We start from the raw sequence: 24,790 nt of genomic DNA on the forward strand, positions 1-24,790 counted from the left end.
CACCCCCGGGAAAGCCGTTGCTCTCATATGCCGAAAAATCGGTGCGTGCCCATCAAGAGCGTTTCCCTTCTGTCGTCGGCGCGGTTTTCCCGTCCGTCGTCCGCCAGTAAAACTGCGGCGAGAGCACGAGGTACGCCAGCGCCAGCGTCAGCAGGGCGTAGGGGAACGCTCGTCCCCGAAAGTCCGGGACGAGCACCGCGAGCGAGTGGACGATTCCCATGATGAGCGCGTCGCGGGCCAACAGGTCGGGGTACGTAATCGTCGACACCATCAGTCCCGCGAGGACGAACGCGAGCGGGACGAGGACGAACGGGTCGGTGAACCCAGCGAGCACCCCGGCGCTGATGATGACCGACGCGAGCGTCGTCGGAACCCCTTCGGTCACGTCGTCGTCGGTGTCGTAGGCCGTGTACAGCCCCAACCTGACGATGGCCATCGCGACGAACAGCGCGCCGCCGGCGAGCGCCACCGCGACGCGGAGCGCGTCGAATCCCCACGCTTCGCGCACGACGGCGACGACCAGCATCGCCGGCGCGACCGAGAACGAGGCCATGTCGGCCAGCGAGTCGAGGTACGGCCCCGCCGCCGAACTCCCGACGTGGCGGGCCAGCACGCCGTCGAGTCCGTCCGCCACCGCGGCCAGCAGGATGAGGCGCGCCGCCAGTTCGGGGTTCGCGGTCGCCGTCGCAACCGCCAGAAAGCCGAGCGCGGCGTTCGAGACGGTCACCGCGTCGGCCAGCGACAGCCGACCGACGAACCGGGGTTTCATACCCGGCGAGTAGTGCGAGCGCGCTTGATACGTCTTTTGAAAGCACGCTCGAGGCGGAAAATACGCCGTCGCCGAAACTCACCGCTCGGCGACGTCTCGAATCCGGTCGAAGGCCTCGCGCTCGCGCTCGCCCCCGCACGTGCGAGCCACGTCCTCGAAGTAGTCCAGTCGCGCCCGGAGTTCGTCGGCGTCGTAGCCCTCCACGCCGAGACGGGACGCGGCCACGGTCGCCTCCACGACCGCCGCGAACCCCCGGTTGGTCGTCGGAACCGCCTCCCGCACGATTTCCGAGTCGACCGGCGTCAGCGCCCACTCCTCCCAGCGCGTTCCGCCCGACTCCCCCGAATCGACCCGCTCGACCTCGACCTCGACCCACGCGTCGGCGGAGTCGAGCACCGCTCCCGACTCCTCCCGAATCGAGAGCGCGGCGTCCGCGAAGTCCACGGGGTCGCGGGTGAACTGGACGACGCCGCCGCCCCTCCGGCGGAAGTTCCGCCGCGTTCGGGTGTTTCCCCACGTTCGGGCCGTCACGGGGTCGCCCGCGCGGAGGCCGAGCGCCGCCGCGTTCCAGAGGTCGTTCGGGCCGAGCGTCGTGACGACCGACTCGGTCACGCCCCGGAGTTCGACCGGCCACTCGGTCACGGCGTCTCTCCCCGCGCCAACGCGACGAACAACCCGCCGGCGACGATGTCCGCGGTCGTTCCGGGGTTGATACCGTCCTCGACCAGCGAGTCGGCGAAGGCGCGAAGGAGTTCCAAGTCGCCGTTGCGCGCCCCTTGAAGCGCCTCCTGCGCGCGAACGCGGACGCTCTCAGCGACCCTCCTCCCGTGCTGTTTCGCCACGAAGGTGTCCGGTTCGCGGGCCAGCAGTTCGAGGTAGACGCGCGCGCCGCGACCCGAGAGCGGTCCCTCGAGTTCCGCGATTCGCTCGCCCGCCCGGAACGTCCGTTCGAACTCGTTCGTCCACTCGCGGGCGATGCCGTCCTCGTCCGCCCCGAGCTCCATCACGTCGTAGAGGGTGAGTTCGGCGTCCCTGACGGCCGGAATCGCGTCGCTCCCCCGGCGCACGTCGAACTCGTCCGCACCCTCGGGCGGGTCGTCGACGTACACGTCGACGTGCTCGAACGCGCGGTAGAACCCCTCGGCGTCAGCGACCGTCGTGGACTCGACGACCTCGGCGACGGCGTCGGGGGCGGGTTCGTCCGCCTTCACGAGGGGAACCAGCAGGCAGAGCGCCCCGAACTGCGTGTTGCCCCCCGACTGCCCGCTCATCCCGGCGACGGCCTCCTCGAACGCCTCGCCGACCGCCGCGCCGTCTTCGGCCGCCCGAAGCCCCGCCCCGGCGCCGACCGCCCCGGCGAGGAAGTGTTCGAACCGGAGGTCGGGAAAGTCCCGTTCGCGGTCGACGTTGCCGGGTTTCGGCGTCCCCGCGACCTCCAACAACAGCGCGAGTTGCGCTCGTTCCGCGGGCGTCATGCGACCGCCTCCGCGAACCACTCGTCGGTCGCGCGGCGAACCCGCGAGAGGACCGCCGGACGGTCGCTGGGTCGCCCGACGCTCACCGCGTCCGCGCCGTAGTCGAGGTACTCGGCGACCGTCTCCCCGTCCCGGACGCCGTTGTTCGCGACGAGGAAGCAGTCGGTCGCCGCCGCGATTTCGGCGACCGCGCGCTCCGAGTCCATCGCGTCCACGTGGACGACGTCCGCGCCGGCGTCCGCGACGACGCGGGCGACTTCCGGGAGGTCGACGCCGGACATCTCGGTTCGAACCTTGACGCCGACCGCCGCGCCCGTCTCGGCGGCCGCCCGAACCTGCTCGCGGAGTCTGTCGGGGTTTCGAAGCAGCGACTGCCCCGCGCCCGCCGCGCACATCTCGTCCTGTCGGCAGTGCGCGTTCACCTCCAGAATCGCGTCGTGCGCGCGGCACACCTCGGCGGCGGCGCGAATCGGTGGCAGGGTCGCGGAGCGCACGTTGAACCCCGGACGGAGCGGCGCGTCGGCGAGCGCGGCGAGTTGGTCGTCCGCGAAGGCGACGGGGTCGTCCGGCAGGAACTCCTCGCGGTCGCGGTCGACCATTTTTCGGGCCGCCTCGCGCGTCTCTTCGTCCAGCGCGATACCGCCCAGAAACGCCGCCCCGACGTGTCCCGCACCTGCAAGCGCCCACTCGGCGTCGGATTCGCCGCTGAGACTCGCCAGCGCGACCCGCGGCTCGAACATCTCAAGCCACCTCCAGCGCGCGTTCGGCCGCGCGCGCGACGCGTTCCGCGTCCGCGGCGTCGTTCATCTCCGTGTCCGTCCTGACGACCGGCCGGTCGAGGTTCGTCCCGTCCTCGTCGTCCAGCACGAAGGCGTCCGCGAAGGGGTACGCCGCCGCCACGCCCGCGGTGCTCGGGTCGTAGCCCACCGCCGCCATCAGTTTCGCCGCCGGCCCGGAGAAGACGCGGTCTTCCACGAACGGCGAGACGGCGACCACGGTGGTCGATTCCAGCGCCTCGCGGAGTTCGTCGACGGCGAGCATCGGGCCGATGCTCGTCACCGGGTTCGACGGGCCGACGACGACCGGTTCGTCCGAAATCGCGTCCAGCGCGGCGGGCGACGGGTCGGCCTCGTCGGCGCCCCGGAACTCCACGTCCACGACTTCGGGGTCGCCGCCGCGCGCGACCCAGAACTCCTGGAAGTGCATCTCCCCGCCCGGCGTGCGGACGATGCTCGCCACCGGGTCGTCGCTCATCGGAACCACGTCGACCGGGGCGTCGAAGGCGTCGGCGAGGAGACGGGTCGTCTCGGTGAGGGTGTGGCCCTCGTCCAGTAACCCCGTCCGCGTGACGTGAACCGCCCGGTCGCGGTCGCCCAGCAGCATGAACTCCGCGACGCCGGAGAACCGCCGCCAGCGAGCGATGTCTCTCCCGTCGGTCTGGAACTCGTCTGGGAGGTAGCGCGGGCCGTCGGAGAGGCCCGCCGACTCGGCGAGTCGGTGGAGTTCGTCGTGGGTCTCGGTCGTGTCGTCGGCGATTCCCCACCACGTCTCGCGGTTCAGCACGTCGCCCTGCTGGAACAGCACGGTGTCGATGTCGGGGCAGACGAGCAGTCCCCCCAACTCGACGTCGTCGCCCGTGTTCCCGACGACGGTCGTCTCGGCGGGCGAGAAGACCGAGCGCGCGCCGTCCAGAAGCTTGGGGGTGCCCGTTCCCCCGGAGAGAAACGTTACCATGCTCGGAGATGGTCGCGGGGTCGTGTAAATTCTTGCGCTCGGTTACTCCCAGAGCGATCGCCACGTTTCGACGTGCAACGCGAGGTACGTGCCGTCGCCGTCGACGTTCGCGCGAGCGACGTTCGCCTCCTCGTCGACCGTCGTCTCCAGCCGCACGAACGTCTGTCGCTCCCGGTCGTATCTGACGCGGTAATCGCCCTCCTCGTCCTTCGGTTTTTATACCACGACGACCGAAACACGTCACAATGAAGACCATCAAGGACAGCGTCCACGACCACATCGACGTGGTCGGCGTCGCGCGGGACTTGCTCGACACCCCCGCGGTCCAGCGACTCCGCCACATCACGCAACTCGGAACCGCCCGCCTCGTCTATCCCTCCGCGAACCACACGCGATTCGAACACAGCCTCGGGGTGTACCACCTCGCGTGCGAGGCCCTCGCCAACCTCGGCATCGAGGGCGTGCAGGCCGAGCGCGTCCGCGCCGCCGCCATCCTCCACGACGTGGGGCACTCCCCCTACAGCCACACCATCGAAGACCTCATCCACCGCCGCACGGGCAAGTACCACGACGACGTGCACGACCTGCTCGTCGGGTCGGAGGTCGGCGACGTGCTCCGGGCGCACGACTTAGACCCCGACACCGTCGCCGGACTCATCGCGGGGGACGGCGAACTCGGACAGGTCGTCTCCGGCGAACTCGACGTGGACAGGATGGACTACCTCGTCCGCGACGCCCACCACACGGGGGTTCCGTACGGCACCATCGACCACCAGCGTCTCGTCCGCGAACTGACCTTCCTCGACGGCGAACTGGTGCTCGCGGAGGGGAACGTCCAGACCGCCGAGAGCCTGCTGGTCGCTCGCGCGCTGATGAACCCGACGGTGTACAACCACCACGTCACGCGGATCAGCAAATCCATGCTCCAACGCGCGAGCGAGCGACTCCTCGACGCGCCGGACATCGACGCCGAGGAGTTGCGCCGGATGGACGACCACGACCTGCTCGTCGCGCTCCGTGCGAACCCGAACACCGCCGAGTTCGCGCGCTGCCTCTCGGACCGCGACCTCTACAAGCGCGCCGTCTGGGCCGAGATGGCGGACGTGCCCGACGACGTCATCGACGCCGACCACGAGACCGTCCGCGACCACGAAGCCGACATCGCCGAGAGCGCGGGGGTCGATCCGGACTCGGTCATCCTCGACGTTCCGGGTCGCCCGCGGATGACCGAGTCCTCGTCGCGCGTCATCGTCAACGGCGAAGTCAGGCCCCTCGCCCGGCAGTCGACGCTCGTCAGGGCGCTCCAGCGAGTCCAGCGCGACCAGTGGCGACTGGGCGTCTACGCGCCGGCGGAGGAGACGGAGCGGGTCGGACTCGCGGCGGAGCGCGTGCTCGGACTCGCCACCGACGGGGCGCTCGTCAGCGACGTTCGGACCGGCGTCAGGACGACGCTGGACGACTTCGAGTGAGGCGTCCGCTCGAACCGCGACGAGGAGTTTAAGACCCGCTGCTAACAACTTCCTCGCATGTTCGTCGAGGGTACGATACTGCGCGGCCCGAACTTCGACCCCGTCGAGGGTCGCGTGGTGGTCGAAGACGGTACGATAACGGCTGTCGAAGAGGAGTCCGTCTCGTCGTCGGACGTCGTCCTCCCCGCGTTCGTCAACGCCCACACGCACATCGGCGATTCGATCGCGAAGGAGGCGGGTGCGGGCCTCTCGCTCGAAGAACTCGTCGCGCCGCCCGACGGATTGAAACATCGACTGCTCCGCGAGGCGACCCGAGCGGAGACGGTCGAAGCGATGCGCCGGTCGGTGCGGTTCATGCAGCGGACAGGGACGGCGTCGTTTCTCGAATTCCGCGAGGGCGGCGTCGAGGGCGTCTTCGCGCTGCGAGAGGCGGTCGAAGGACTCGACGTCGACCCGGTCATCCTCGGACGCGAGACGGTCGAGGCGATGGAGGCCGGCGACGGATTCGGCGCGAGCGGCGCGAACGACGCGGACTTCGGCCACGAGCGCAACGCGACCGCCCGGGCCGGAAAGCTGTTCGGCATCCACGCGGGGGAGGTCGATTCCAGCGACATCAACCCGGCGCTCGACCTCTCGCCGAACTTCCTCGTCCACGTCGTCCACCCGGAACCGATCCACCTCGACCGAATCGAGGACAGCGAGATTCCCGTCGCGGTCTGCCCGCGGTCGAACCTCGTCACCGGCGTCGGCCTGCCGCCGATTCGGGAACTGCTCGACAGGACGACGGTCGCGCTCGGGACGGACAACGTGATGCTGAACAGTCCGTCGATGTTTCGGGAGATGGAGTTCGCGGCGAAACTGACCGAAGCGTCCCCGCGGGAGGTGCTCCGAATGGCGACGCGGAACGGCGCGCAAATCGCGGGGCTGAACTGCGGCGTCGTGGAACCGGGTCGGGACGCGAAACTGCTCGTCCTCGACGGCGACTCGGACAACCTCGTCGGAAGTCGCAACGTGATTCGCGCCGTCGTCCGCCGCGCGGGGGCGACCGACGTGAAGGACGTGCTGCTGTAGTCCCGGCTGACTTTCGGTTCGAAGGCCGAAGACACCAAACGAGTTAAGAAGGCGCGAACCGTGCTATTCGGTAACGTATCATGTACGATCGAATTCTCGTGCCGACCGACGGTTCGGCGGAGACCGAACGAGTGGTCGAACACGCCGCCGAACTGGCCGAGGCGCACGGGGCGGAACTGCACGCGATCTACGTCGTCAACTCGGCGACGTTCGCCAGCCTCCCGATGGAAACCTCGTGGGAGGGCATCAACGACATGCTTCAGGAGGAGGGCGAGTCCGCGCTCGAAGACGTGCGTCGCGTCGCGGATCGCTACGACGTGTCGCTCACGACCCACCTCGTGGAGGGGCCGCCGAACCGGGAAATCGTTCGATACGCGGAGCAGGGCGGTTTCGACCTCATCGTGATGGGTACCCACGGCCGCGGCGGCATCGACCGACTCCTGCTCGGGAGCGTCGCGGAGCGCGTCGTCCGCGCCTCCACCGTCCCGGTGCTCACCGTCCGGGTCGGCGCGGACGAGAACTCGCCGAAAACCGAGGCGAGCGAGGGGGCGAAGGGGAGCAGTTAGACGGCGCGGGCGCGGGCGCTCAGACGGGTCGGAGGTGTTCGCAGTCGCCCGCGTGAACGCGAACCTCGCCGTCGTCGGTCGCCACGACCAGCGCGCCGGGCGTCACGACGTCCACCGCGTTCCCTATCACGTCTCCGTCCCGCGTTTCGATTCTTACTCGCTGTCCGAGCGTCGCCGCTCGCTCGCGCCACGCGCCGAGCACGTCGTCGGTGTTCGCGCGGAGCGCGTCGAACTCCTCTAACAGGCGCTGGACGAATATTCGACGGTTCACGCTCCCCGCCGCCTCCTGCACGCTCGTCGCGCCCTCGGGAAGCGACGCTCCGGGGACGTTGACGTTCACGCCGATTCCGACGACGATCCACGAGACGCGGTCCGCCTCGCCCTCCATCTCGGTGAGGATTCCCGCGAGTTTCTCTTCCCCCACGAGAACGTCGTTCGGCCACTTGATCTCCGCCGGAACGCCCGCCTCGCGGGCGGCGCGCGTCACGGCGACCGCGGCGGCGAGCGTCAGCAGCGGGACGTGCGCCGGCGGCAGGTTCGGCCGGAGGACGATACTCATCCAGACGCCGCCGGACGGTCCGACCCACTCGCGGTCCAGTCGGCCCCGCCCGCCGACCTGTTCGTCGGCCAGCACGACCACGTCTTTCGCTCCGTCCGCCGCGAGATTCCGCGCTCGGTCGTTCGTGCTCCCGATGGACTCGTGGTACTCGACCTCGAAGGGGGCGTCGAGACCGTACTCGACCGTGGGGCCGAACTCCGAAGCCTCGCCGAGAACGTAGCCTTTGTTCGTGGTCTCGATTTCGTACCCCGCCTCGCGGAGCGCCTCGACGTGCTTCCAGACCGCGTTTCGGGACACGTCGAGGCGCTCGGCGAGTTCCGGACCGGAAACCGGACCGTCGGCGAGCGCGTCCAGGACGGCTCGGCGCGTGTCGTTCATGTCGCGCGATAAGGCGGGTCGCGACAAGAGTCGTGCGTTTCGCGGCGGCGAAGGTGGAGAAAGACCCTCGACGGAGAGACCGTCCGAAACCGCGGCCCCGGTGCCGCGACCGACGATATCCGCGCCGGTGCTGCGAGTCGATTCGGGGCACTTCGACGGACACCGGCGAGCGACCACAGCGTTATCCCCCTCGGCCACCCATGTTAGAGCATGGCAGACACGAAAAAAGGTCGGAACAAGCAAGCTCACGACGCGGAGAAGCGCCAGCGAGAGCGGGAACTCTCCGAAGCGCGCGAGCGTGCCGACGAAACCGAGCCGCCGCGCGACGAACGAGAGGAGTCCGGCGACGTTCGCGACGACGCGGACGAAAACGCGGACTCCCCGCGTCGGTGTCACCGACGCGGTTGCGACGAGGCGGCGGCGTTTGTCGTCCTCGAACGGTACCAAGAGGAAACGGGGCACGGCGCGGTCGAGGCGAAAGCCCTCCTGTGTCGGACCCACACCGCCGAGGAGCGCCCCGCGAATCTCGACGGCGTCTACGCGGAGTACGTGTTTCGCGTCGAACCGCTTCCGGAGTCGGTGCCGGTGACGGAGCCCGAACGGTAAGGGTTCGCTCGCTCAGTCCACGACGACGAGCACGTCGCCCATGTCCACGCTCTCGCCCTCGCTAACCGCGACCTGCGTGACCGTGCCGCCCCGCGAGGCGACCACGTCGTTTTCCATCTTCATCGCTTCGAGGACGCAGACCACGTCGCCGGCCTGGATTTCGTCGCCCTCCTCGACTCTCACGTCGAGGATTGTTCCCTGCATCTCGGCGGAGACGGTCTCGCCCTCGGCGTCCACGACGGATTCGCCGCCGCCGCCGCTACTGCCGCCCGCCGGTTCGGGCTTCTGGCCGCCCGAGTTGGCGTTCGCGGGAACCGCCGCCGCGCCGCGCTCTTCGAGATTGACTTCGAATCGCTTCCCGTTGACCTCGACCGTGAACTCGCGTTCGACGGTCTCCTCGTCGTCGCTCGACGCTTCGGTCGACCCCCACTTCTCCTGCGCCTCCGCTATCTTCCGCTCGTCCAGGTGCTCGTCCAGGTATTTCGTCGTGTGCTCGCCGGCGACGAACGCCTCGTCTTCGAGCATCGCACGGTGGAAGGGGATGATGGTGACGACGCCCTCGATGTCGTACTCCGCCAGCGCGCGCCGACCGCGGGCGAGACACTCCTCGCGGTCCGCCCCGTGGACGATGAGTTTCGCGATCATCGAGTCGTAGTCCGTCACGAGGTCGTCGCCCTGCCGGAGCGCGTCGTCGAGGCGAACGCCGATTCCGCCCGGCGGGTCGTACACGTCGAGCGTGCCGCCGCGGGCGGGCGCGAAGTCCTCCGCCGCGTTCTCGGCGTTGATGCGGAACTCCATCGCGTGGCCCTCCAGCTCCACGTCCTCCTGCGCGAAGTCGAGTTCGTCGCCCGCCGCGACCCGAATCTGCCACTTCACGATGTCGATGCCCGTCAGTTCCTCGGTGACGCAGTGCTCGACCTGGATGCGGGTGTTCACTTCGAGGAAGAAGAACTCGCCGTCCTCGACGAGGAACTCCACTGTTCCGGCGTTGACGTACTCGGACGCCTTCACGCCCTGTCGGGCCGCCTCGCCTATCTCCTCCCGGAGCGCGTCGGAGAGCGCGGGCGAGGGTCCTTCCTCGATGACCTTCTGGTGGCGGCGCTGGAGCGAGCAGTCGCGCTCGCCGAGGTGGCGGACGTTGCCGTGCTCGTCGGCGATTATCTGCACCTCGATGTGGCGCGGCCGTTCGAGGTAGCGTTCGAGGTAGACCGAGTCGTTGTCGAAGTACGCCTCGCCCTCGCGCTGCGCGGAGTCGAGTTGGTCTTCGACCTCGTCTTCCGTCCGAACGACCTTCATCCCGCGCCCGCCGCCGCCGCCCTCGGCCTTGATGGCGATGGGGTAGCCGTGTTCCTCGCCGAACGCGCGCACCTCCTCGGGGTCGGTGACGGGGTCGGTCGTCCCCGGAACGATGGGAACGTCGGCCCCTCGCATCACCTTGCGGGCCTTCGTCTTCTCGCCGAGTTGCTCCATCGAGTCGCTGGTCGGGCCGATCCACGTCACGCCGTCGGTGGCTTCGACCTTCGCGGCGAAGTCGGCGTTCTCGGCGAGGAAGCCGTAGCCGGGGTGGATGGCGTCCGCGCCGGCCTTCTCCGCGGCGTCGATGATGGCCTCCTGGTCGAGATACGAGTCGGCCGCCCGCGCCGGGCCGACGTTGTACGCTTCGTCGGCGTAGCGGACGTGTCCCGAATTTCGGTCGGCGTCGCTGTAGACGGCGACGGTGTCGATTCCGAGTTCCTCGCAGGCGCGCATCACGCGAACCGCGATTTCCCCGCGATTGGCGACGAGAACCTTGTCGAACATCCTTGCGGGAGAGTATTCGGGTGGGTTACCTCATTCTGTCGGTTCTTATCTCGGGGTTGCGGCCGTCAACTGAGCGCTGAAATCGGGTTGACGGACGACCGGCCGCACCGGCTCGAACCGCGACGACGGAGCCGCGTCCGCGAGCGCTCCGAAAAAGCCGTCGCGGCGACCGCAGAACGTACGTTTTATAACCGTCACCGAACAAGAGCGTCGTACGACTATGCCGAGCTCGCACGGACCGTACCACAGCACCCGCGAAAAGTTATCGAACAACCCCCGAGAACGCGGCACCTCTCCGCCACAGCGCGCCGTCCAGCAGTTCGAGGCCGGGCAGAAGGTCCACCTCAAAATCGACCCGAGCGTCCGCGACGGTCGCTTCCACCCGCGCTTCGACGGTCGAACGGGCGAGGTCGAGGGTCGGCAGGGGCAAGCCTACAAGGTCGTCATCAACGACGGCGGCAAGGACAAGACCCTCATCGTCAAGCCCGCACACCTCCGCGCACAGGAGTAACTCCATGACCATCTTCAAGGAAAAGCTCGGCGAGGAGTATCTCACCACCGCGGAGGCGAAAGAGCTGCTCGCGGACATCGAGTACGAACGCGCGATGGACGAGACCCGCGAGATGCCGTACAACCTCTCGCGCGCCATCGAACACGTCAATCGGTTCGCGGTGCTCGACGCCGAGGAGTCCCGGGAACTGGTTACGGAACTGCTCGAACTGGAGAAGGTGGACGAGCCGACGGCGTTCAAGATAACCGACCTCCTGCCGAAAGACCGCGACGAACTCCGGGCCATCTACGCCCAAGAACGGTTCACCCTCTCCGGCGAGGAACTGGACGAGATACTGAACGTCGTGGCGAAGTACGAGTAACCTGACCGACTCTTTAAGTTACTCGTCACCGTATCACGGGGCAATGAGTGAATCCGAGAGTGGCCGCGAAGCGGTGGCCGTGGTGCTCGACTTTCTGCCGCACGGCAGAGCGGACGACGACCGTCCTCGGTACCAGAAGGAGCCGCTCGCGTACGCGCTGACCGAGTCCGACTTTCGCCTGCTCGAACTCACGCTCGAACGGGACGGGGGTATCGGAATCGGCGACAGCGTCACCGTCGAACCGCCGGAGGACCGCGAGGGCATCGAAAAGGTGCGCGAGATAGAGTACGACGACCTCTCGGCGGCCGCGCAGTCGGAACTCGAACACGCCGTGGTGGACGTCGTCGAAAGGGACGAACGGCGGTTCGTGGACTTCTACAACGACGCACAGCCCATCACCCTCCGACTCCACCAGTTGAACCTGCTTCCGGGTATCGGGAAGAAACTGCGGAACAACGTGCTCGAAGCGCGAAAGCGCCAACCGTTCGAGAGCTTCGACGACCTCGAAGACCGCGTCGCCGGACTCCACAATCCCGAGGACGTGCTGGTCGAGCGTATCATCGAAGAAATTCGGGCGGATGACCTGAAGTATCGGACGTTCGCCCGACGCGAGTAGCGTTTTCAGTTCGACTCGTTCTGCTGATCGTCGCTCTCCAAGTGCTCGCGCGCGAACTCCGAGAGCGAGTCCCACCCCGTCTTCTCGCCGAGTCGTTCGATGGCCTGCCCGATGGTCTCCTCTGCGCCGAGCGACTCCTCCGAGCCTTCGATCGGCGTGATTCGTTCGTCGTCGGGGTGCGCCCTCCCCCTGAACGTCGAGCGCGTCTCCGGGTCGTAGAAGACGGGTTCGCCGACGCCCATCACGCCCACGTATTCGGCGCGATTGTACTCGTCGTGGTCGATGTTCCACGTATCGTACTCCGGGGTTACGGGATCGCGTCGGCCCATTCGTTATCCTCTCCGTTTCGGACGTTCGGTCGTTAACTTAGTAAGGATGGCGGCCGGTTCCGAGCGCGACTCGGTGGGTTTACGCCATTCGCTCCGTTACACCGCGACAACGATGGGACGCGCGCCACGCGAGGAACACGGCACGAGAGACCCCGACGCCCTCATCCGACGGGCCGGCGTCCGGGGCGACCCGAACCGCGACCAGCACTTCCTCGTGGACGACCGAGTGGTCGACCGCATACCGGAGTACGCCGAGGGGATGGACCTCTCCCACGTCCTCGAAATCGGCGGCGGGCCGGGCGTGCTGACCGACCGCCTGCTCGCGGTCGCCGACCGGGTGACGGTGGTCGAGCGCGACGCCGAGTTCGCCGAGTTCCTGCGTCGGGAGTTCCGAGAGGAGCGCGACGCGGGGCGGCTGACGGTCGTGGAGGGCGACGCCTTGGACGTCGAACTCCCCGACTTCACCGCCTGCGTCGCCAACCTCCCGTACGGCATCTCCAGCGAAATCGCGTTTCGACTGCTCCCCCGTGGGAATCCGATGGTGCTGATGTTCCAGCAGGAGTTCGCTGAGCGAATGGCCGCCGAGGCGGGGAGCGACGACTACGGACGCCTCTCCGTGACGGCCCAGCACTACGCCGACGTGGAGGTCGTAGAGCGCGTCCCGCGCGAGGCGTTCGCGCCGCAACCGGAGGTGTCGAGCGCCGTCGTGCGGACGACGCCGCGACGACCCGACTACGAGGTGGACGACGAGGCGTTCTTCCTCGACTTCGTGAAGGCCGTCTTCACCCAGCGCCGGAAGACGATTCGAAACGCGATCCGAAACACGGCCCACATCTCGGGGCTGGACGACCCCGACGCGGTGGTCGACGCGCTCGAATCCCCCGATTCCGACGTTCTCGACGACGACATCCTCCGGAGGCGCGCCGGGAAGGTCGCGCCCGCGCAGTTCGCCGCGATGGCGCGGATTGCGGACGAGCACGGACGGGGTGGTGGCTGATGGTCGAGTGGGTCAAGCAGATCGGCAACCTCACCATGCTCGACGTGCGGTTGTTCATCACGGCGTTCGTCGTCCTCTCCGTCGTCGCGGTTCTCGTACTCGCGTGGCGGGGACGCCCGCGCTTGCAGGAGAAAATGCCCCACGCGCTGGCGAACGTCATCACCGTCGGCGGCGTCTGCGTTTACCTTCTGCTGGCGAGTGCGACGCTCGCTTTCCTCTGGAGGGTGATCAACACGGGGCTCATCATCCCCGAGAAGTGGACCCACGATACGAAGTATGCAGTACAAGTCACGATGACGGTGCTCGCGCTCACCGTGGCATACGTTATCGCCGGATTCACCCGCCAAGGTGTCGAGCGGGTGACGAAACAGCGCGACGCGTTCTCCCAGCACCAGACGCAGGTGTTCATACGCGTCGCGCAGCTTTCCGTGTACGTCGTTGGCTTCACCGCCGTTCTCGGCATCTGGAAAGTCGACCTCACCGGTCTGCTCGTCGGCGCGGGATTCCTCGGCATCGTCGTCGGGATGGCCGCACGACAGACGCTCGGGTCGCTTTTGGCGGGGTTCATGTTGATGTTCGCCCGGCCGTTCGAGATCGGCGACTGGGTGGAGATCGAAGACCGAGAGGGAATCGTGACCGACATCTCCATCGTCAACACGCGAATCCAGACGTTCGACGGCGAGTACGTGATGATTCCGAACGACGTGGTCGGCGGGAGCACCATCACCAACCGGAGTCGGAAGGGCCGCCTGCGACTGGAGGTCGACGTCGGCGTCGATTACGAGACGGACGTCGGACGGGCCAGCGAACTGGCGAAGGAAGCGATGAAGGAACCGGACGACGTGCTGTCGGTTCCGTCGCCGGAGGTCGTGACGAAGGAGCTCGCCGACTCCGCCGTCCTGCTCGGCCTGCGGTTCTGGATCGACAAGCCCAGCGCCCGCCGGAAGTGGCGCGCGCGGACGGAGGTCATCAGGGCGGTCAAGGCGGCGTTCGACCGCGAGGGAATCAAGATACCCTACCCGCAGCGCGAACTCTCGGGGCGCGAGGAGACCGGCGGCTTTCGGGTCGCCGGACGGGCTCGGCGCGAACTCGGGGCGACGGCCGACGGCGGAGAAGATACCGACGACCCGCGACCGTCCGGCGGGGACGGCGGGGAAGACGGGGGCGACGATCGACCGTGACGAACCTCGCGGAGCGACGCGGCGTCGAGACGGCGGTGTATCAGCCGGCGGAGGACTCGCACCTGCTCGCCGAGACGGCGGCGGGCGAGATTTCCGCGGACGAACTCGTGCTCGAAGTCGGGACGGGGTCGGGTTACGTGGCGGAGTACGTCGCCGACGAGACGACCGCCCGAGTGCTCGGGTCCGACGTGAATCCGCACGCCTGCGAGCGTGCGCGCGACCGCGGCGTCGAGGCGGTTCGAGCGAACCTGGTCGCCCCCTTTCGTGACGGCGTCTTCGACGCCGTCTTGTTCAACCCGCCGTACCTGCCGACCGACCCGGACGAGGAGCGCGACGACTGGATGGAGCGCGCGCTCTCGGGCGGCGAGTCGGGCCGGGAGGTCATCGACCCGTTCCTCGACTCGGTCGGGCGGGTGCTCGCGCCGGAGGGCAGGGTCTTCCTCCTCGTCAGCAGTCTCACGGGCGTGGAGGAAGTCGTCGAGCGGGCGAGCGAGAACGGGTTCGGTGCGGTCGCGCTCCGGGACGAATCGTTCCCCTTCGAGACGCTGTCGGTGCTGAAGCTGGTTCGCTGATTACTGTAGATAATTTTCTGGGATGGAAAATATTAAACACCGGCATACCATACGGTCGGGTACCATGACCGAACGCGTCGCCACGACTCCGGGAATCTTCCCCCTCCCGGACTGGGCGAAAGACGACCTCTCCGACGTGAAGGGACACCAGAAAGACGACCTCATCTCCGGCGACGAGGGGCCGGAACTCGCGGGGATATACGACAAGGCCCGCGCCGAAGTCGCAGGGGTACAGCAGGACGCCGGACTCGACCGCGTCGTGGAGGGGCAACTCCGCTGGGACGACATGCTCGCGCACCCCCTCGCGGTTCACGATTCGGTGGAGACGCGGGGTATCGTCCGCTACTACGACAACAACAACTTCTACCGCGACCCCGTCGTGGTGGACGAACTCACCTTCGACGGCGACGTGGCGTCCGAACTGGAGGCCGCGGCGGAACTCACCGACGACCTGCAGGCGGTTCTCCCCGGTCCCTACTCGCTGGCCGACCTCGCGACCGACGAGTTCTACGGCGACGACGAGGAGTTCCTCGCGGGGGTCGCCGAGTTCCTCGCGGGCGAGGCGGGGGCGTTCCCCGACGTCGAGACGCTGTTTCTCCTCGAACCGTCGCTCGTGGAGAATCCGCCCGTCGACGGCGAGGACGCCCGCGCTAGCGAGGCCATCGACGCGGTGGCCGACGCGACCGACGCCGAGGTCGTCGTCCACACCTACTGGGGGTCGCTGGACGAGAAGGTGCACGCCCACCTGCTCGACGCCGACGTGGACGCGGTGGGCTACGACCTCGTCACCGACCACGAGGGGACGCTGCACAACGTCAACGAGTACGGGACGAAGGACTCGGTCGCGCTCGGTCTCGCGGACGGCCAGAACACGCTGGTCGAGTCGCCGGAGACCATCGCCGAGCGCGTCGAGTGGTTCGAGGAGAACACGCACGTCAACGAGTTCGACACCGCCTACCTCACGACGAACACGGAACCGTTCTACCTGCCGTACAACAAGTTCGAGGCGAAACTCGCGGCGCTGGCCGAGGCGGCGCGGGTGCAGGAGGTGAAAGCATGAGCGACGAGTTGCCGGCGGAGTCCCCAACAGCCGACTCGGACGAAACGACGCGCGAGCGGAGCGAGGTTCGCGACCAGTTCCGCCCCGCGGACCACGACAACGACCACTTCATCCTGACCACCGTCGTCGGGAGCTATCCGAAGCCGAAGTGGGTGGACAGGGCGCGCGACCTGTACGAAGACGACGAGGCGGACTTCGACGAGAAAGCGTTGCAGGAGGCGCAGGACGACGCCTCGCGGCTCATCACCCGCGAACACGAGCGCGCGGGCCTCGACGTGGTGGTCGACGGCGAGATGCGGCGCAACGAGATGGTCGAGTTCTTCGCGCACCGCATCGAGGGCTACGAGTTCAACGGTCCGGTGAAGGTGTGGGGCCACAACTACTTCGACAAGCCGAGCGTCGTCTCGGAAGTCGAGTACGACGAGACGTGGCTGGTGGACGAGTACGAGTTCACGAGCGAGGTGGCTGAGCGCCCCGTGAAGGTGCCCATCACCGGCCCATACACGCTGGCGAGTTGGAGTTTCAACGAAGCGTACGACGACGAGGAGTCGCTGGCCTACGACCTCGCCGACCTCGTGAACGAGGAGATAGAGAAACTGGTCGACGCCGGCGCGCGCTACGTCCAGATCGACGAACCCGCGCTGGCCACGACGCCGGACGACCACGCCATCGTCGGGGAGTGTCTGGAGCGCATCGCCGACGGAATCCCCGAGGACGTGTACCTCGGCCTGCACGTCTGCTACGGCGACTACTCGCGCATCTACCCCGAGATACTGGAGTTCCCGGTGGACGAGTTCGACCTCGAACTCGCCAACGGCGACTACGACCAACTGGACGTGTTCCGCGACCCCGAGTTCACGGCGAACCTCGCGCTCGGCGTGACGGACGCCCACGACGCCAGCGTCGAGAGCGTCGAGGAGATAAAGGCGAACATCCGCAAGGGCCTCGAAATCGTCCCGCCGGAGCGACTGACCGTGAGCCCCGACTGCGGGCTGAAGTTGCTGCCGCGCGAGGTGGCCTACGGAAAGATGGCGAACATGGTGCAGGCCGCGCGGGAGGTCGAGGCGGAGTTGGACTCCGGGGAACTCGAAGTCGGCCGCGAAGTCGTCAGCGCGGACGACTAGCGGGAGCGACCCGCGAATCGACGTTCGAACGACGCTCGTTCCTCGGAAACGCACCGTTTTTCGCCTGCTAGCTGCTCGCGTAGAGCGCAATCCCGGCAGTTTTTATTACCCGGGGGCGTAGGTGAGGCTAGACTGGGCAACTCGCGGGTCTGCGGCCCCCGCCGCGCGCGAGTGCTGGACCGACGTGCTGTAAGACGCCGGGGTCTGACGCTCGCGGCCCCGCGAGAGTTTCAGTGAGCAACGCAACCGCCACGACGCGTGGCATTTCAGTGCTCGAGGAAAGCAAACTATGGAAATCGAAATCGCAACAATCGGCGGCTACGAAGAAGTCGGACGGCAGATGACTGCCGTGCGCGCGGGTGACGACGTGGTTATCTTCGACATGGGTCTGAACCTGTCGAAGGTGCTGCTTCACGACAACGTCGAAACCGAGAAACTACACAGTCTCGACCTCATCGACATGGGCGCGATTCCGGACGACCGGGTCATGTCCGACCTCGAAGGCGACGTGAAGGCCATCGTCCCCACGCACGGTCACTTGGACCACATCGGGGCGCTCAGCAAACTGGCTCACCGGTACAACGCGCCAATCATCGCATCGCCGTTCACCATCGAACTGGTGAAACAGCAGATTCAGAGCGAGGAGAAGTTCGGCGTCGAGAACGACCTCGTGAAGATGGAAGCCGGGGAGACGACCCAGCTGAGCGACGACATCGAACTCGAGTTCGTGAACGTCACTCACTCCATCATCGACGCCATCAACCCCGTCGTTCACACGCCCGAGGGCGCTATCGTCTACGGACTCGACAAGCGCATGGACCACACGCCCGTGCTCGGCGACCCCATCGACATGAAGCGGTTCCGCGAAATCGGGCGCGAGGGCAACGGCGTCCTCGCGTACATCGAGGACTGCACGAACGCGGGCCGCAAAGGTCGCACGCCGAGCGAGGCGGTCGCTCGCCGTCACCTGAAAGACGTGCTCTACAGCGTGCAGGACTACGACGGCGGCATCGTGGCGACGACGTTCTCCAGCCACATCGCCCGCGTGAAGAGCCTCGTCGAGTTCGCGCAGGACATCGACCGCACTCCGGTGTTGCTCGGACGCTCGATGGAGAAGTACTCGGGAACCGCGGAGCGCCTGAACTTCGTCGACTTCCCCGAGAACATGGGCATGTTCGGCCACCGCAAGTCGGTCGACCGAACGTTCAAGCGCATCATGAAGGAGGGCAAGGAGAACTACCTGCCCATCGTGACCGGCCACCAGGGCGAACCCCGCGCGATGCTGACCCGGATGGGGCGCGGCGAGACGCCGTACCAGTTGGACGACGGCGACAAGGTCATCTTCTCCGCGCGGGTCATCCCGGAACCCACGAACGAGGGCCAGCGCTACCAGTCCGAGCGCCTCCTGAAGATGCAGGGCGCGCGAATCTACGACGACGTGCACGTCTCCGGCCACCTCCGCGAGGAGGGGCACTACCAGATGCTCGACGCGCTCCAGCCGCAGAACGTCATCCCGGCCCACCAGAACATGAAGGGGTACGCGCCGTACGTCGACCTCTGCGAGAGTCGGGGCTACCGCCTCGGTCGAGACCTCCACGCCTCGCGGAACGGTAACCTCATCCAGCTGGTCGATTGATATGACAGACGCGAGCACGGAATCACGCGAAGAACTCGTCACGCAGACGGTCGAACAGCGCCGCGAACTGGTCAACGAGGCCATCGAGGAGGAACTCCCGATCGTCGAACCGGAGCGCCTCTACGAAGCGTCGCGGTATCTGCTCGACGCGGGCGGGAAACGCCTTCGACCGACGGTGCTGCTGTTGGTCGCGGACGCGCTGGCCGACGTCGAACCCATGTCGGAGGCCTACCGAAAGTTCCCTGCGCTCGACGGGACGGAGGTGGACGTGATGGCCGCCGCGGTGAGCATCGAGGTCATCCAGTCGTTCACGCTCATCCACGACGATATCATGGACGCCGACGACCTGCGCCGCGGCGTTCCGTCGGTTCACCGCGCTTACGACACCGAGACGGCGATTCTGGCCGGTGACACCCTCTACTCGAAGGCGTTCGAGATCATGCTCGACACCGACGCCACGCCGGAGCGGTGTGTCGGCGCGCTCGACGTGCTCGCATCCACCTGTACGAAGATCTGCGAAGGACAGGCGCTCGACGTCGCGTTCGAGGAACGACCGGACGTACTCCCCGAGGAGTATCTCGAGATGATAGAGAACAAGACCGCCGTGCTGTACGGGGCGGCGGCGACCGTTCCGGCCGTCTTGCTCGGCGCCGACGAGGATACCGCGGAGGCGCTCTATCGGTACGGCATCGACGTGGGCCGGGCATTCCAGATTCAGGACGACGTGCTCGACCTGACCGTCCCGAGCGACAAACTCGGGAAACAGCGCGGGAGCGACCTCGTGGAGGACAAACAGACCATCATCACGCTCCACGCCCGCAAGCAGGGCGTCGACGTGGACTCGCTGGTCGAAGCCGACGAGGTCGGCGACGTGAGCGAAGCGGAAATCGACGCCGCGGTGAACGTGTTGGACGACGCCGGAAGCATCGACTACGCGAAAGAGAAGGCGCAGGAACTCGTCCAGCGCGGGAAGGATCACCTCGACGTGCTTCCGGAGAACGAGTCGCGCTACCTGCTGGAGCAGATCGCGGACTACCTCATCGAACGCGGCCACTGACCGTCCGTCGGTTCCGTTCGACGGACGCGTTCGGCTGTCGCCGAGGCGGGCGGTAGTCGGTCGACGACCCGGCGAGCCTCCGCGGCGTTCTCGAAGATTCTCGCGAGTCGGCGATTCCCGCCGGCGGAAGCCCCCGCTCGGAAGAGCGAGGTTTTTCATCGAGACTCTCAAAACCACGAGACGATGGACGACGAGTTACGCGCCCGAGTCGAGACGGAGGCGGAGAGACACGCGCTGTTCAACGCGCTGAAACACGACAGCGACGCCGACGTCGGGGCCATCATGGGGTCGCTGATGGGCGAGAATCCGGCGTTCCGCGAGCACGGAAACGAGGTTCCCGGGGTCGCGGGGAAGGTCGTCGCGCGGGTCAACCAGCTCGACGCCGCAGAGCGCAGGGAGCGCCTCGCCGAACTCGACCCGGAGTTGGTCGAAGAACTCGACGCCGAAGACGAGGAGGAAGAGCGCGTGCTCCCCGACCTGCCGAACGCCGAGGAGTACGACCAGGTTCGAATGCGCTGCGCGCCGAACCCGAACGGACCGTGGCATATCGGACACGGTCGGATGCCCGCCGTCATTGGGACTTACAAGGAGATGTACGACGGTTGGTTCCTCGTCCGGTTCGACGACACCGACCCGGAGACGAAACGTCCCGACCTGGACGCCTACGACGCCATCCTGGAGGACGTGGAGTACCTCGGCTTCGACCCCGACGAGGTGATGAGGGCCAGCGACCGCCTCGAAATCTACTACGACCACGCCCGCGACCTCATCGGGGAGGGGGGCGCGTACACCTGCTCCTGTTCGGGCGAGGAGTTCTCGAATCTCAAGAACGACGCGAAACCGTGCCCGCACCGCGACAAAGACCCCGAGACGACGCTGGAGGAGTTCGAGAACATGGTCGCCGGGGAGTACGACTCCGGCGAGATGGTGCTCCGAGTGAAGACCGACATCGAACACAAGAACCCCGCCCTGCGCGACTGGGTCGCCTTCCGAATCGTCGACACGCCGCACCCCCGACCGGAGGCGGCCGAGTATCGGTGCTGGCCCATGCTCGACTTCCAGTCCGGCATCGACGACCACATGAAAGGCATCACGCACATCATCCGCGGCATCGACCTGCAGGACTCGGCGAAGCGCCAGCGGTTCGTCTACGACTACTTCGACTGGGAGTACCCCGAGACCATCCACTGGGGGCACGTGCAGGTGGACGAGTACGACGTGAAGATGTCCACCTCGACCATCGCCGAACTCATCCGGAAGGGCGAACTCGACGGCTGGGACGACCCGCGCGCGCCAACCCTCCGGAGCGTCCGCAGGCGGGGCATTCGCGGCGAGGCCATCACCGAGGCGATGGCCGAACTCGGCACCTCCACGAGCAACGTCGACCTGGCGATGAGCACGGTCTACGCCAAGAACCGCGACCTCGTGGACGACGTCGCGCCCCGGTACTTCCTCGTCCGCGACGGCGTGGAGTACCCCCTCGTCGGCGAGCACCCCCCGACCGCGGAGCCGCCGGTTCACCCCGACCACGAGGACAGGGGGACGCGCCGCATCCCTGCCGGGGAAGCGGTGCTAATCGAACCCGGCGACATCCCGGACCACGGGGAGCGCGTCTGGCTGAAGGGGCTTGGCTGTTTCCGGCACACCCGCGACGCCCTCCAGTACACGGGCGACGACATCGACGCGGTCCGGGAGGAGGGCGTCGACGTCATCCACTGGGTGCCCGCCGAGGAGAACGTCCCGGTTCGACTGCGGACGATGGACGGCGACGTGGACGGGTTCGCGGAACCGGAGTTCGCGGAGACCGACGCGGACGACGTCGTCCAGTTCGAGCGCGTCGGGTTCGCCCGCGTCGACCGGCACGACGAGGACGAGACGGTCGCCTACTTCGCGCACGAGTAGCACCGCCCGATTCCCCTTTTCGTCCGATTCGACCGACTACGCGGCCGCGAGGACGGAACGAGCTAAACCGCGAGTTTCGTCCTCGCCGGGGAAGGGTAGGCGTCCCTCGGCGGATGAAGGGCGAGGGAGGAGCGACCGGAGGGAGCGACGACCGAGGGTTTCGTTCATAGGCCCTAGCGATAGTTCGAGCCGAACTAGTGGAATGCAGCAGTTTGGTCCTCGGAAGTCGCTAGAGTGGGTTAGTCGCTAGCTGATGCTCGAGCACGTGAGTGAAGCCCTCACTCGCTTCGCTCGTTCGCCCTTCATCTGCCAGGAAACCGCCCCGCCCTGCCCTTCCCCGGCGAACGCGGAACTCGCCGCAGTGGCTCGTTCCGCGTCCGCGGCCGCGAGTGAGCGATGGTATCGACAGGGACGTTTTTCGACCGCTCACCGCCACTCGACGTCCTCCAGCGGTTCGGCCACGACGCCGTCCTGCCGGGCCAGCACCCTCGCGTGAGCGGTGCAGACCTCCCGATTCTCGGCCCACGGGACGTGCAACCGAACCGCCGCCTCGTTCTCGCAGTCGTTCTCGGCGCACTCCATCGCCCGGAGGGAGGGGTTCGTCCCTAATCGGTGTACCGCTCGACCTCCTCCCGCGCCGCGGCGTTCCCGTAGCGGTCGACGAGCGGTTGAAACGCCCTTCCCAGCGCGCGCATGGCCTCTCCGGGCGAGTGGAAGCCGAGTTCGTCCGCGACGGCGGGCCACCTGCGGGCCTGCAACACCTTCCGCACCAGCAGGCGTTCCTGCTCGGGCGAGAGCGCGTCGGCGTCGGCCGGGTCCACGAAGTGTTTCACGACCAGTCGCCGGAAGGGGGCCGGGCCGTGGTCGAACTGCCCCGGACCGTAGGCGCTGGCGGCGACCAGTCGCCACTCCCAGTCGGTGAGCGCGGGCGAGACGGGCGTCTCGGTGGCGCGCAGAGCCTCCCGCACCACGTCCGATTCCACGTCGCCGAGCGCGTCCGAGAGCACCGACGCGATTCGCCCCGCGAACCGCCGGGCGTGGCGGTCGTACAGGTCGCGGCCCGCGTCGGAGAGGGGGGCCATCATCAGCGCCGAGTACTCCCCGCTGGCGTCGTTGCGCGTGGTCGATAGCTGGACGGTGCGGTAACCGTTCTCGCGCCAGAATCGGAGCAGTTCGGGGGTCGCTCCGAACCCCGTGCCGAGCCAGTCGAGGTGCGAGAACTCCCGCCGAATCTCGCCGAGCAGGCGCGACCCGAGGCCCGACGACCGGACGGCGTGGTGGGTGGCGATTCGCATGACGCGCATCCCCTCCGGGACCCCCGCGTCGAAGTCCCGGAGTTGCGTCGTGAGCACGTCCGGGAGCATGTTGCCCTTCACCCGCCCGCCGTCGTACATGTGCTCGCGCACGTCGGCGGGGAGATTTCCCTCGCGGGCGAGCAGGGCGACGCTGACGACGTGGCCGTCCAGCGAGAGCGCCCGCACCGCGACGTTCGGCGCGTCCAGCAGTCGCGCGAGATCGGCCGGTTCGGTTCGGTAGTGCGCGAGGACGAGCAGGCCGAACGTCTCGCGCAGCAGGTTCTCGTCCGCGAGCAACTCGCCCGGGCCGAGCGCTCGGTACTCGACCTCCGAAGGGGTCGCGTCCGCCGCGAGCGGTTCGACCGCGGGGCGGGCGTCGAGCGCGAGCGCGCGGAACGCCCACACTTCCACCGGGTCGCCCGGCGCGTAGCGAATCGGTTCGACCATGCTCGCGTCGGTCACGTCGTGGCCGCTCTCGGCGAGTCGGTCCCGGAACCGCACCGAGAAGCCCCGTCCCGCGCCTTCGTAGCCGTGGACGGTCGTCGCGAACGCGACGCGTGGGAACGCCAAGAACCGTTCCAGCAGGCGAACCGAGAGCGCGGCGGCTTCGTCCACCAGCACCACGTCGGCGTCGGCTTCGACCGCCGCGGTCGGTCTCTCGAACCGCACGACGCCGCCCGACTCCGACGAGATTCGCGCGGGCGGGTCGCCGTCGGTCCCGGCGAGTTCGCCCAGCGAGTCGAGCACTTCGCCGGCGCGGGCGAACACCTCGCGGGCGCTTCGATAGCTCCGAGCCGTCACGAGCACGTCGTCGCCGTCCGCGGCGAAACAGCCCGCCGCGATTCCGGCGGCGCTCGATTTCCCCCGGCCGCGGTCGGCCTCCACGACGACCGCCCGCTCGCGTTCGTCGTCCTCGTCGCGCTCGCTGCGTTCTTCGCGTTCGTTCCGTCCCCGTCTTCGAAGATCCTCGAAGGCACGCACCGCCGTTCGCTGATCGTCGGTGAGACACGTTTCGTAGGCGATCCGCGGGAAATCGCGGCGCGAAAGGTCGCGCCCCCGCGGTCGCAGCCTCGGTGCGGGGTGCGTCAGCCCGTCTTTCTCGGTCGTTCCCGAGTCAACGTCGACGATGGCGACGCCGGGATGCGCGCGGAGCGTGGCGACGAAGCGTCGCCGGAAGTTTCCGGTTACGTCCTCGACGTCGAACGGCGGCACCGCGAGCGTCTCGTCGAACTCGTCCCGCCGCGCTGGCCACGAGTCGAGCGGCGGCGCGAGCAGGACGAACAGGCCGCCGCCGTCGACCGCGCCGACGACCCGCCCCAGCGCGTTCGGCCGGAGCTCGCCGTGCGCGTCGAAGACGACCGCCTCGCGGGTCGTTCCGAGCAAGGTTCCGGCGCGGCGCTGCGCGACCCGCTCGCAGTCGAGCGCGCGCCGGGGTCCGACCTGTACCGTTTCCGCCCGGGGAATCCCCGCCGCGTCGAGGGCGCGGCGGGCGGCGGCGTCCCCCTCGCTTCGGTCGCCCGCGAGGACGAGCAACCGACGCTCGTTCGACCGTCGGGCCTCCTCTCGCAGGGCCGTCGCCACCGACGCTACGTCCATACTCGGTGTTAGAAAGGGCGTCGCAAGGATGTTTCTCTTCGGTGTGAGAAGGTCAGGAGTCGTGGCGAGGTGGGGTCGGGTGATGGCGCCAGACCCGCTCGCGTTTCGCGGGGACCTCGCCACTTA

Annotated in this window: 25 protein-coding genes; 15 read left to right on the forward strand and 10 right to left on the reverse strand. The window is 67.7% G+C overall.

Annotation, left to right across the window (positions count from 1 at the left end; all coding sequences use genetic code 11):
- Nucleotides 1-52: 52 nt before the first annotated feature.
- From LIX00_RS02945 to cofD, 5 genes are all read right to left on the reverse strand, one after another.
- Nucleotides 53-769, reverse strand: a complete 717-nt coding sequence (locus tag LIX00_RS02945; RefSeq protein WP_227354695.1) for a protein sorting system archaetidylserine synthase — start codon at nucleotides 767-769, stop codon at nucleotides 53-55.
- A gap of 78 nt (nucleotides 770-847) precedes the next feature.
- On the reverse strand, nucleotides 848-1,411 hold the full coding sequence (locus tag LIX00_RS02950; protein ID WP_227354696.1) for a DUF447 domain-containing protein: 564 nt from the start codon (nucleotides 1,409-1,411) through the stop codon (nucleotides 848-850).
- A complete protein-coding gene (locus LIX00_RS02955; protein WP_227354697.1) occupies nucleotides 1,408-2,244 on the reverse strand; it encodes a triphosphoribosyl-dephospho-CoA synthase in 837 nt (278 codons plus the stop codon). The genes LIX00_RS02950 and LIX00_RS02955 overlap by 4 nt, the downstream gene beginning before the upstream one ends.
- Nucleotides 2,241-2,984, reverse strand: coding sequence for a tRNA-dihydrouridine synthase (locus LIX00_RS02960; protein WP_227354698.1), 744 nt, complete (start codon nucleotides 2,982-2,984; stop codon nucleotides 2,241-2,243). The genes LIX00_RS02955 and LIX00_RS02960 overlap by 4 nt, the downstream gene beginning before the upstream one ends.
- Before the next feature lies 1 nt (nucleotide 2,985).
- Complete coding sequence (cofD, locus tag LIX00_RS02965) at nucleotides 2,986-3,978, reverse strand: 2-phospho-L-lactate transferase (protein WP_227354699.1); 993 nt, start codon at nucleotides 3,976-3,978, stop codon at nucleotides 2,986-2,988.
- A gap of 245 nt (nucleotides 3,979-4,223) precedes the next feature.
- Here cofD and LIX00_RS02970 point away from each other — a divergent pair, with 245 nt between their 5' ends.
- The 3 genes from LIX00_RS02970 (at nucleotide 4,224) to LIX00_RS02980 (ending at nucleotide 7,084) form a co-directional block, all read left to right on the forward strand.
- Complete coding sequence (locus LIX00_RS02970; protein ID WP_227354700.1) at nucleotides 4,224-5,447, forward strand: HD domain-containing protein; 1,224 nt, start codon at nucleotides 4,224-4,226, stop codon at nucleotides 5,445-5,447.
- 57 nt (nucleotides 5,448-5,504) lie between these two features.
- Complete coding sequence (locus tag LIX00_RS02975) at nucleotides 5,505-6,518, forward strand: amidohydrolase family protein (RefSeq protein ID WP_227354701.1); 1,014 nt, start codon at nucleotides 5,505-5,507, stop codon at nucleotides 6,516-6,518.
- An 80-nt stretch (nucleotides 6,519-6,598) separates the two neighbouring features.
- Complete coding sequence (locus LIX00_RS02980) at nucleotides 6,599-7,084, forward strand: universal stress protein (RefSeq protein ID WP_227354702.1); 486 nt, start codon at nucleotides 6,599-6,601, stop codon at nucleotides 7,082-7,084.
- A gap of 19 nt (nucleotides 7,085-7,103) precedes the next feature.
- On the opposite strand, the gene LIX00_RS02985 is transcribed toward LIX00_RS02980, so the two are convergent.
- Nucleotides 7,104-8,021 carry a biotin--[acetyl-CoA-carboxylase] ligase gene (locus LIX00_RS02985; protein WP_227354703.1) on the reverse strand — a complete coding sequence of 306 codons (918 nt, stop codon included), beginning with the start codon at nucleotides 8,019-8,021 and terminating at the stop codon, nucleotides 7,104-7,106.
- A 210-nt stretch (nucleotides 8,022-8,231) separates the two neighbouring features.
- Here LIX00_RS02985 and LIX00_RS02990 point away from each other — a divergent pair, with 210 nt between their 5' ends.
- The gene (locus LIX00_RS02990; protein WP_227354704.1) at nucleotides 8,232-8,627 is read left to right on the forward strand and encodes a hypothetical protein; all 396 of its coding nucleotides are present in this window, start codon (nucleotides 8,232-8,234) and stop codon (nucleotides 8,625-8,627) included.
- Between the two features lie 12 nt (nucleotides 8,628-8,639).
- Here LIX00_RS02990 and LIX00_RS02995 read toward each other — a convergent pair whose 3' ends face one another.
- Entirely contained in the window at nucleotides 8,640-10,427 is a 1,788-nt protein-coding gene (locus LIX00_RS02995; protein WP_227354705.1) for an acetyl-CoA carboxylase biotin carboxylase subunit, read from the reverse strand.
- Between the two features lie 220 nt (nucleotides 10,428-10,647).
- On the opposite strand from LIX00_RS02995, the gene LIX00_RS03000 reads away from it, so the two are divergent.
- The 3 genes from LIX00_RS03000 to LIX00_RS03010 are packed head-to-tail and all read left to right on the forward strand — an operon-like array spanning nucleotide 10,648 to nucleotide 11,915.
- Entirely contained in the window at nucleotides 10,648-10,938 is a 291-nt protein-coding gene (locus LIX00_RS03000) for a 50S ribosomal protein L21e (protein WP_227354706.1), read from the forward strand.
- 4 nt (nucleotides 10,939-10,942) lie between these two features.
- On the forward strand, nucleotides 10,943-11,299 hold the full coding sequence (locus LIX00_RS03005) for an RNA polymerase Rpb4 family protein (RefSeq protein WP_227354707.1): 357 nt from the start codon (nucleotides 10,943-10,945) through the stop codon (nucleotides 11,297-11,299).
- Between the two features lie 43 nt (nucleotides 11,300-11,342).
- Nucleotides 11,343-11,915, forward strand: a complete 573-nt coding sequence (locus LIX00_RS03010; RefSeq protein WP_227354708.1) for a DUF655 domain-containing protein — start codon at nucleotides 11,343-11,345, stop codon at nucleotides 11,913-11,915.
- 5 nt (nucleotides 11,916-11,920) lie between these two features.
- Here LIX00_RS03010 and LIX00_RS03015 read toward each other — a convergent pair whose 3' ends face one another.
- Nucleotides 11,921-12,244: a hypothetical protein gene (locus LIX00_RS03015; protein ID WP_227354709.1), complete on the reverse strand. Its 324-nt coding sequence runs from the start codon at nucleotides 12,242-12,244 to the stop codon at nucleotides 11,921-11,923.
- A 112-nt stretch (nucleotides 12,245-12,356) separates the two neighbouring features.
- On the opposite strand from LIX00_RS03015, the gene LIX00_RS03020 reads away from it, so the two are divergent.
- From LIX00_RS03020 to LIX00_RS03055, 8 genes are all read left to right on the forward strand, one after another.
- Nucleotides 12,357-13,241, forward strand: coding sequence for a 16S ribosomal RNA methyltransferase A (locus LIX00_RS03020; protein ID WP_227354710.1), 885 nt, complete (start codon nucleotides 12,357-12,359; stop codon nucleotides 13,239-13,241).
- The gene (locus LIX00_RS03025; protein ID WP_227354711.1) at nucleotides 13,241-14,422 is read left to right on the forward strand and encodes a mechanosensitive ion channel family protein; all 1,182 of its coding nucleotides are present in this window, start codon (nucleotides 13,241-13,243) and stop codon (nucleotides 14,420-14,422) included. Before LIX00_RS03020 ends, LIX00_RS03025 begins: the two co-directional genes overlap by 1 nt.
- On the forward strand, nucleotides 14,419-14,994 hold the full coding sequence (locus tag LIX00_RS03030; protein WP_227354712.1) for a HemK2/MTQ2 family protein methyltransferase: 576 nt from the start codon (nucleotides 14,419-14,421) through the stop codon (nucleotides 14,992-14,994). Before LIX00_RS03025 ends, LIX00_RS03030 begins: the two co-directional genes overlap by 4 nt.
- Before the next feature lie 64 nt (nucleotides 14,995-15,058).
- Entirely contained in the window at nucleotides 15,059-16,054 is a 996-nt protein-coding gene (locus LIX00_RS03035; RefSeq protein WP_227354713.1) for a 5-methyltetrahydropteroyltriglutamate--homocysteine methyltransferase, read from the forward strand.
- Entirely contained in the window at nucleotides 16,051-17,178 is a 1,128-nt protein-coding gene (locus LIX00_RS03040) for a methionine synthase (protein WP_227354714.1), read from the forward strand. Before LIX00_RS03035 ends, LIX00_RS03040 begins: the two co-directional genes overlap by 4 nt.
- A 289-nt stretch (nucleotides 17,179-17,467) precedes the next feature.
- Nucleotides 17,468-18,814 (forward strand): ribonuclease J, encoded by a 1,347-nt coding sequence (locus tag LIX00_RS03045; protein WP_227354715.1) that lies wholly within the window; start codon nucleotides 17,468-17,470, stop codon nucleotides 18,812-18,814.
- A 1-nt stretch (nucleotide 18,815) separates the two neighbouring features.
- Complete coding sequence (gene idsA3 / locus LIX00_RS03050; protein ID WP_227354716.1) at nucleotides 18,816-19,871, forward strand: geranylfarnesyl diphosphate synthase; 1,056 nt, start codon at nucleotides 18,816-18,818, stop codon at nucleotides 19,869-19,871.
- 183 nt (nucleotides 19,872-20,054) lie between these two features.
- Nucleotides 20,055-21,773 carry a glutamate--tRNA ligase gene (locus tag LIX00_RS03055; protein WP_227354717.1) on the forward strand — a complete coding sequence of 573 codons (1,719 nt, stop codon included), beginning with the start codon at nucleotides 20,055-20,057 and terminating at the stop codon, nucleotides 21,771-21,773.
- Between the two features lie 426 nt (nucleotides 21,774-22,199).
- Here LIX00_RS03055 and LIX00_RS03060 read toward each other — a convergent pair whose 3' ends face one another.
- Nucleotides 22,200-22,355, reverse strand: a complete 156-nt coding sequence (locus tag LIX00_RS03060) for a DUF8014 family protein (RefSeq protein WP_227354718.1) — start codon at nucleotides 22,353-22,355, stop codon at nucleotides 22,200-22,202.
- Nucleotides 22,356-22,378: 23 nt separating this feature from the next.
- Nucleotides 22,379-24,664 (reverse strand): tRNA(Met) cytidine acetyltransferase TmcA, encoded by a 2,286-nt coding sequence (tmcA, locus tag LIX00_RS03065; protein ID WP_227354719.1) that lies wholly within the window; start codon nucleotides 24,662-24,664, stop codon nucleotides 22,379-22,381.
- Between the last annotated feature and the right edge of the window lie 126 nt (nucleotides 24,665-24,790).

It is taken from the genome of Haladaptatus salinisoli (assembly GCF_020614375.1).
GTDB lineage: Archaea > Halobacteriota > Halobacteria > Halobacteriales > Haladaptataceae > Haladaptatus > Haladaptatus salinisoli.

Coding starts and splice junctions, on each gene's coding strand:
- LIX00_RS02945 (WP_227354695.1), bottom strand. CDS start 769: ATGAAACCCCGGTTCGTCGGTCGGCTGTCGCTGGCCGACGCGGTGACC.
- LIX00_RS02955 (WP_227354697.1), bottom strand. CDS start 2,244: ATGACGCCCGCGGAACGAGCGCAACTCGCGCTGTTGTTGGAGGTCGCG.
- LIX00_RS02960 (WP_227354698.1), bottom strand. CDS start 2,984: ATGTTCGAGCCGCGGGTCGCGCTGGCGAGTCTCAGCGGCGAATCCGAC.
- cofD (WP_227354699.1), bottom strand. CDS start 3,978: ATGGTAACGTTTCTCTCCGGGGGAACGGGCACCCCCAAGCTTCTGGAC.
- LIX00_RS02970 (WP_227354700.1), top strand. CDS start 4,224: ATGAAGACCATCAAGGACAGCGTCCACGACCACATCGACGTGGTCGGC.
- LIX00_RS02975 (WP_227354701.1), top strand. CDS start 5,505: ATGTTCGTCGAGGGTACGATACTGCGCGGCCCGAACTTCGACCCCGTC.
- LIX00_RS02980 (WP_227354702.1), top strand. CDS start 6,599: ATGTACGATCGAATTCTCGTGCCGACCGACGGTTCGGCGGAGACCGAA.
- LIX00_RS02985 (WP_227354703.1), bottom strand. CDS start 8,021: ATGAACGACACGCGCCGAGCCGTCCTGGACGCGCTCGCCGACGGTCCG.
- LIX00_RS02990 (WP_227354704.1), top strand. CDS start 8,232: ATGGCAGACACGAAAAAAGGTCGGAACAAGCAAGCTCACGACGCGGAG.
- LIX00_RS02995 (WP_227354705.1), bottom strand. CDS start 10,427: ATGTTCGACAAGGTTCTCGTCGCCAATCGCGGGGAAATCGCGGTTCGC.
- LIX00_RS03000 (WP_227354706.1), top strand. CDS start 10,648: ATGCCGAGCTCGCACGGACCGTACCACAGCACCCGCGAAAAGTTATCG.
- LIX00_RS03005 (WP_227354707.1), top strand. CDS start 10,943: ATGACCATCTTCAAGGAAAAGCTCGGCGAGGAGTATCTCACCACCGCG.
- LIX00_RS03010 (WP_227354708.1), top strand. CDS start 11,343: ATGAGTGAATCCGAGAGTGGCCGCGAAGCGGTGGCCGTGGTGCTCGAC.
- LIX00_RS03015 (WP_227354709.1), bottom strand. CDS start 12,244: ATGGGCCGACGCGATCCCGTAACCCCGGAGTACGATACGTGGAACATC.
- LIX00_RS03020 (WP_227354710.1), top strand. CDS start 12,357: ATGGGACGCGCGCCACGCGAGGAACACGGCACGAGAGACCCCGACGCC.
- LIX00_RS03025 (WP_227354711.1), top strand. CDS start 13,241: ATGGTCGAGTGGGTCAAGCAGATCGGCAACCTCACCATGCTCGACGTG.
- LIX00_RS03035 (WP_227354713.1), top strand. CDS start 15,059: ATGACCGAACGCGTCGCCACGACTCCGGGAATCTTCCCCCTCCCGGAC.
- LIX00_RS03040 (WP_227354714.1), top strand. CDS start 16,051: ATGAGCGACGAGTTGCCGGCGGAGTCCCCAACAGCCGACTCGGACGAA.
- LIX00_RS03045 (WP_227354715.1), top strand. CDS start 17,468: ATGGAAATCGAAATCGCAACAATCGGCGGCTACGAAGAAGTCGGACGG.
- idsA3 (WP_227354716.1), top strand. CDS start 18,816: ATGACAGACGCGAGCACGGAATCACGCGAAGAACTCGTCACGCAGACG.
- LIX00_RS03055 (WP_227354717.1), top strand. CDS start 20,055: ATGGACGACGAGTTACGCGCCCGAGTCGAGACGGAGGCGGAGAGACAC.
- LIX00_RS03060 (WP_227354718.1), bottom strand. CDS start 22,355: ATGGAGTGCGCCGAGAACGACTGCGAGAACGAGGCGGCGGTTCGGTTG.
- tmcA (WP_227354719.1), bottom strand. CDS start 24,664: ATGGACGTAGCGTCGGTGGCGACGGCCCTGCGAGAGGAGGCCCGACGG.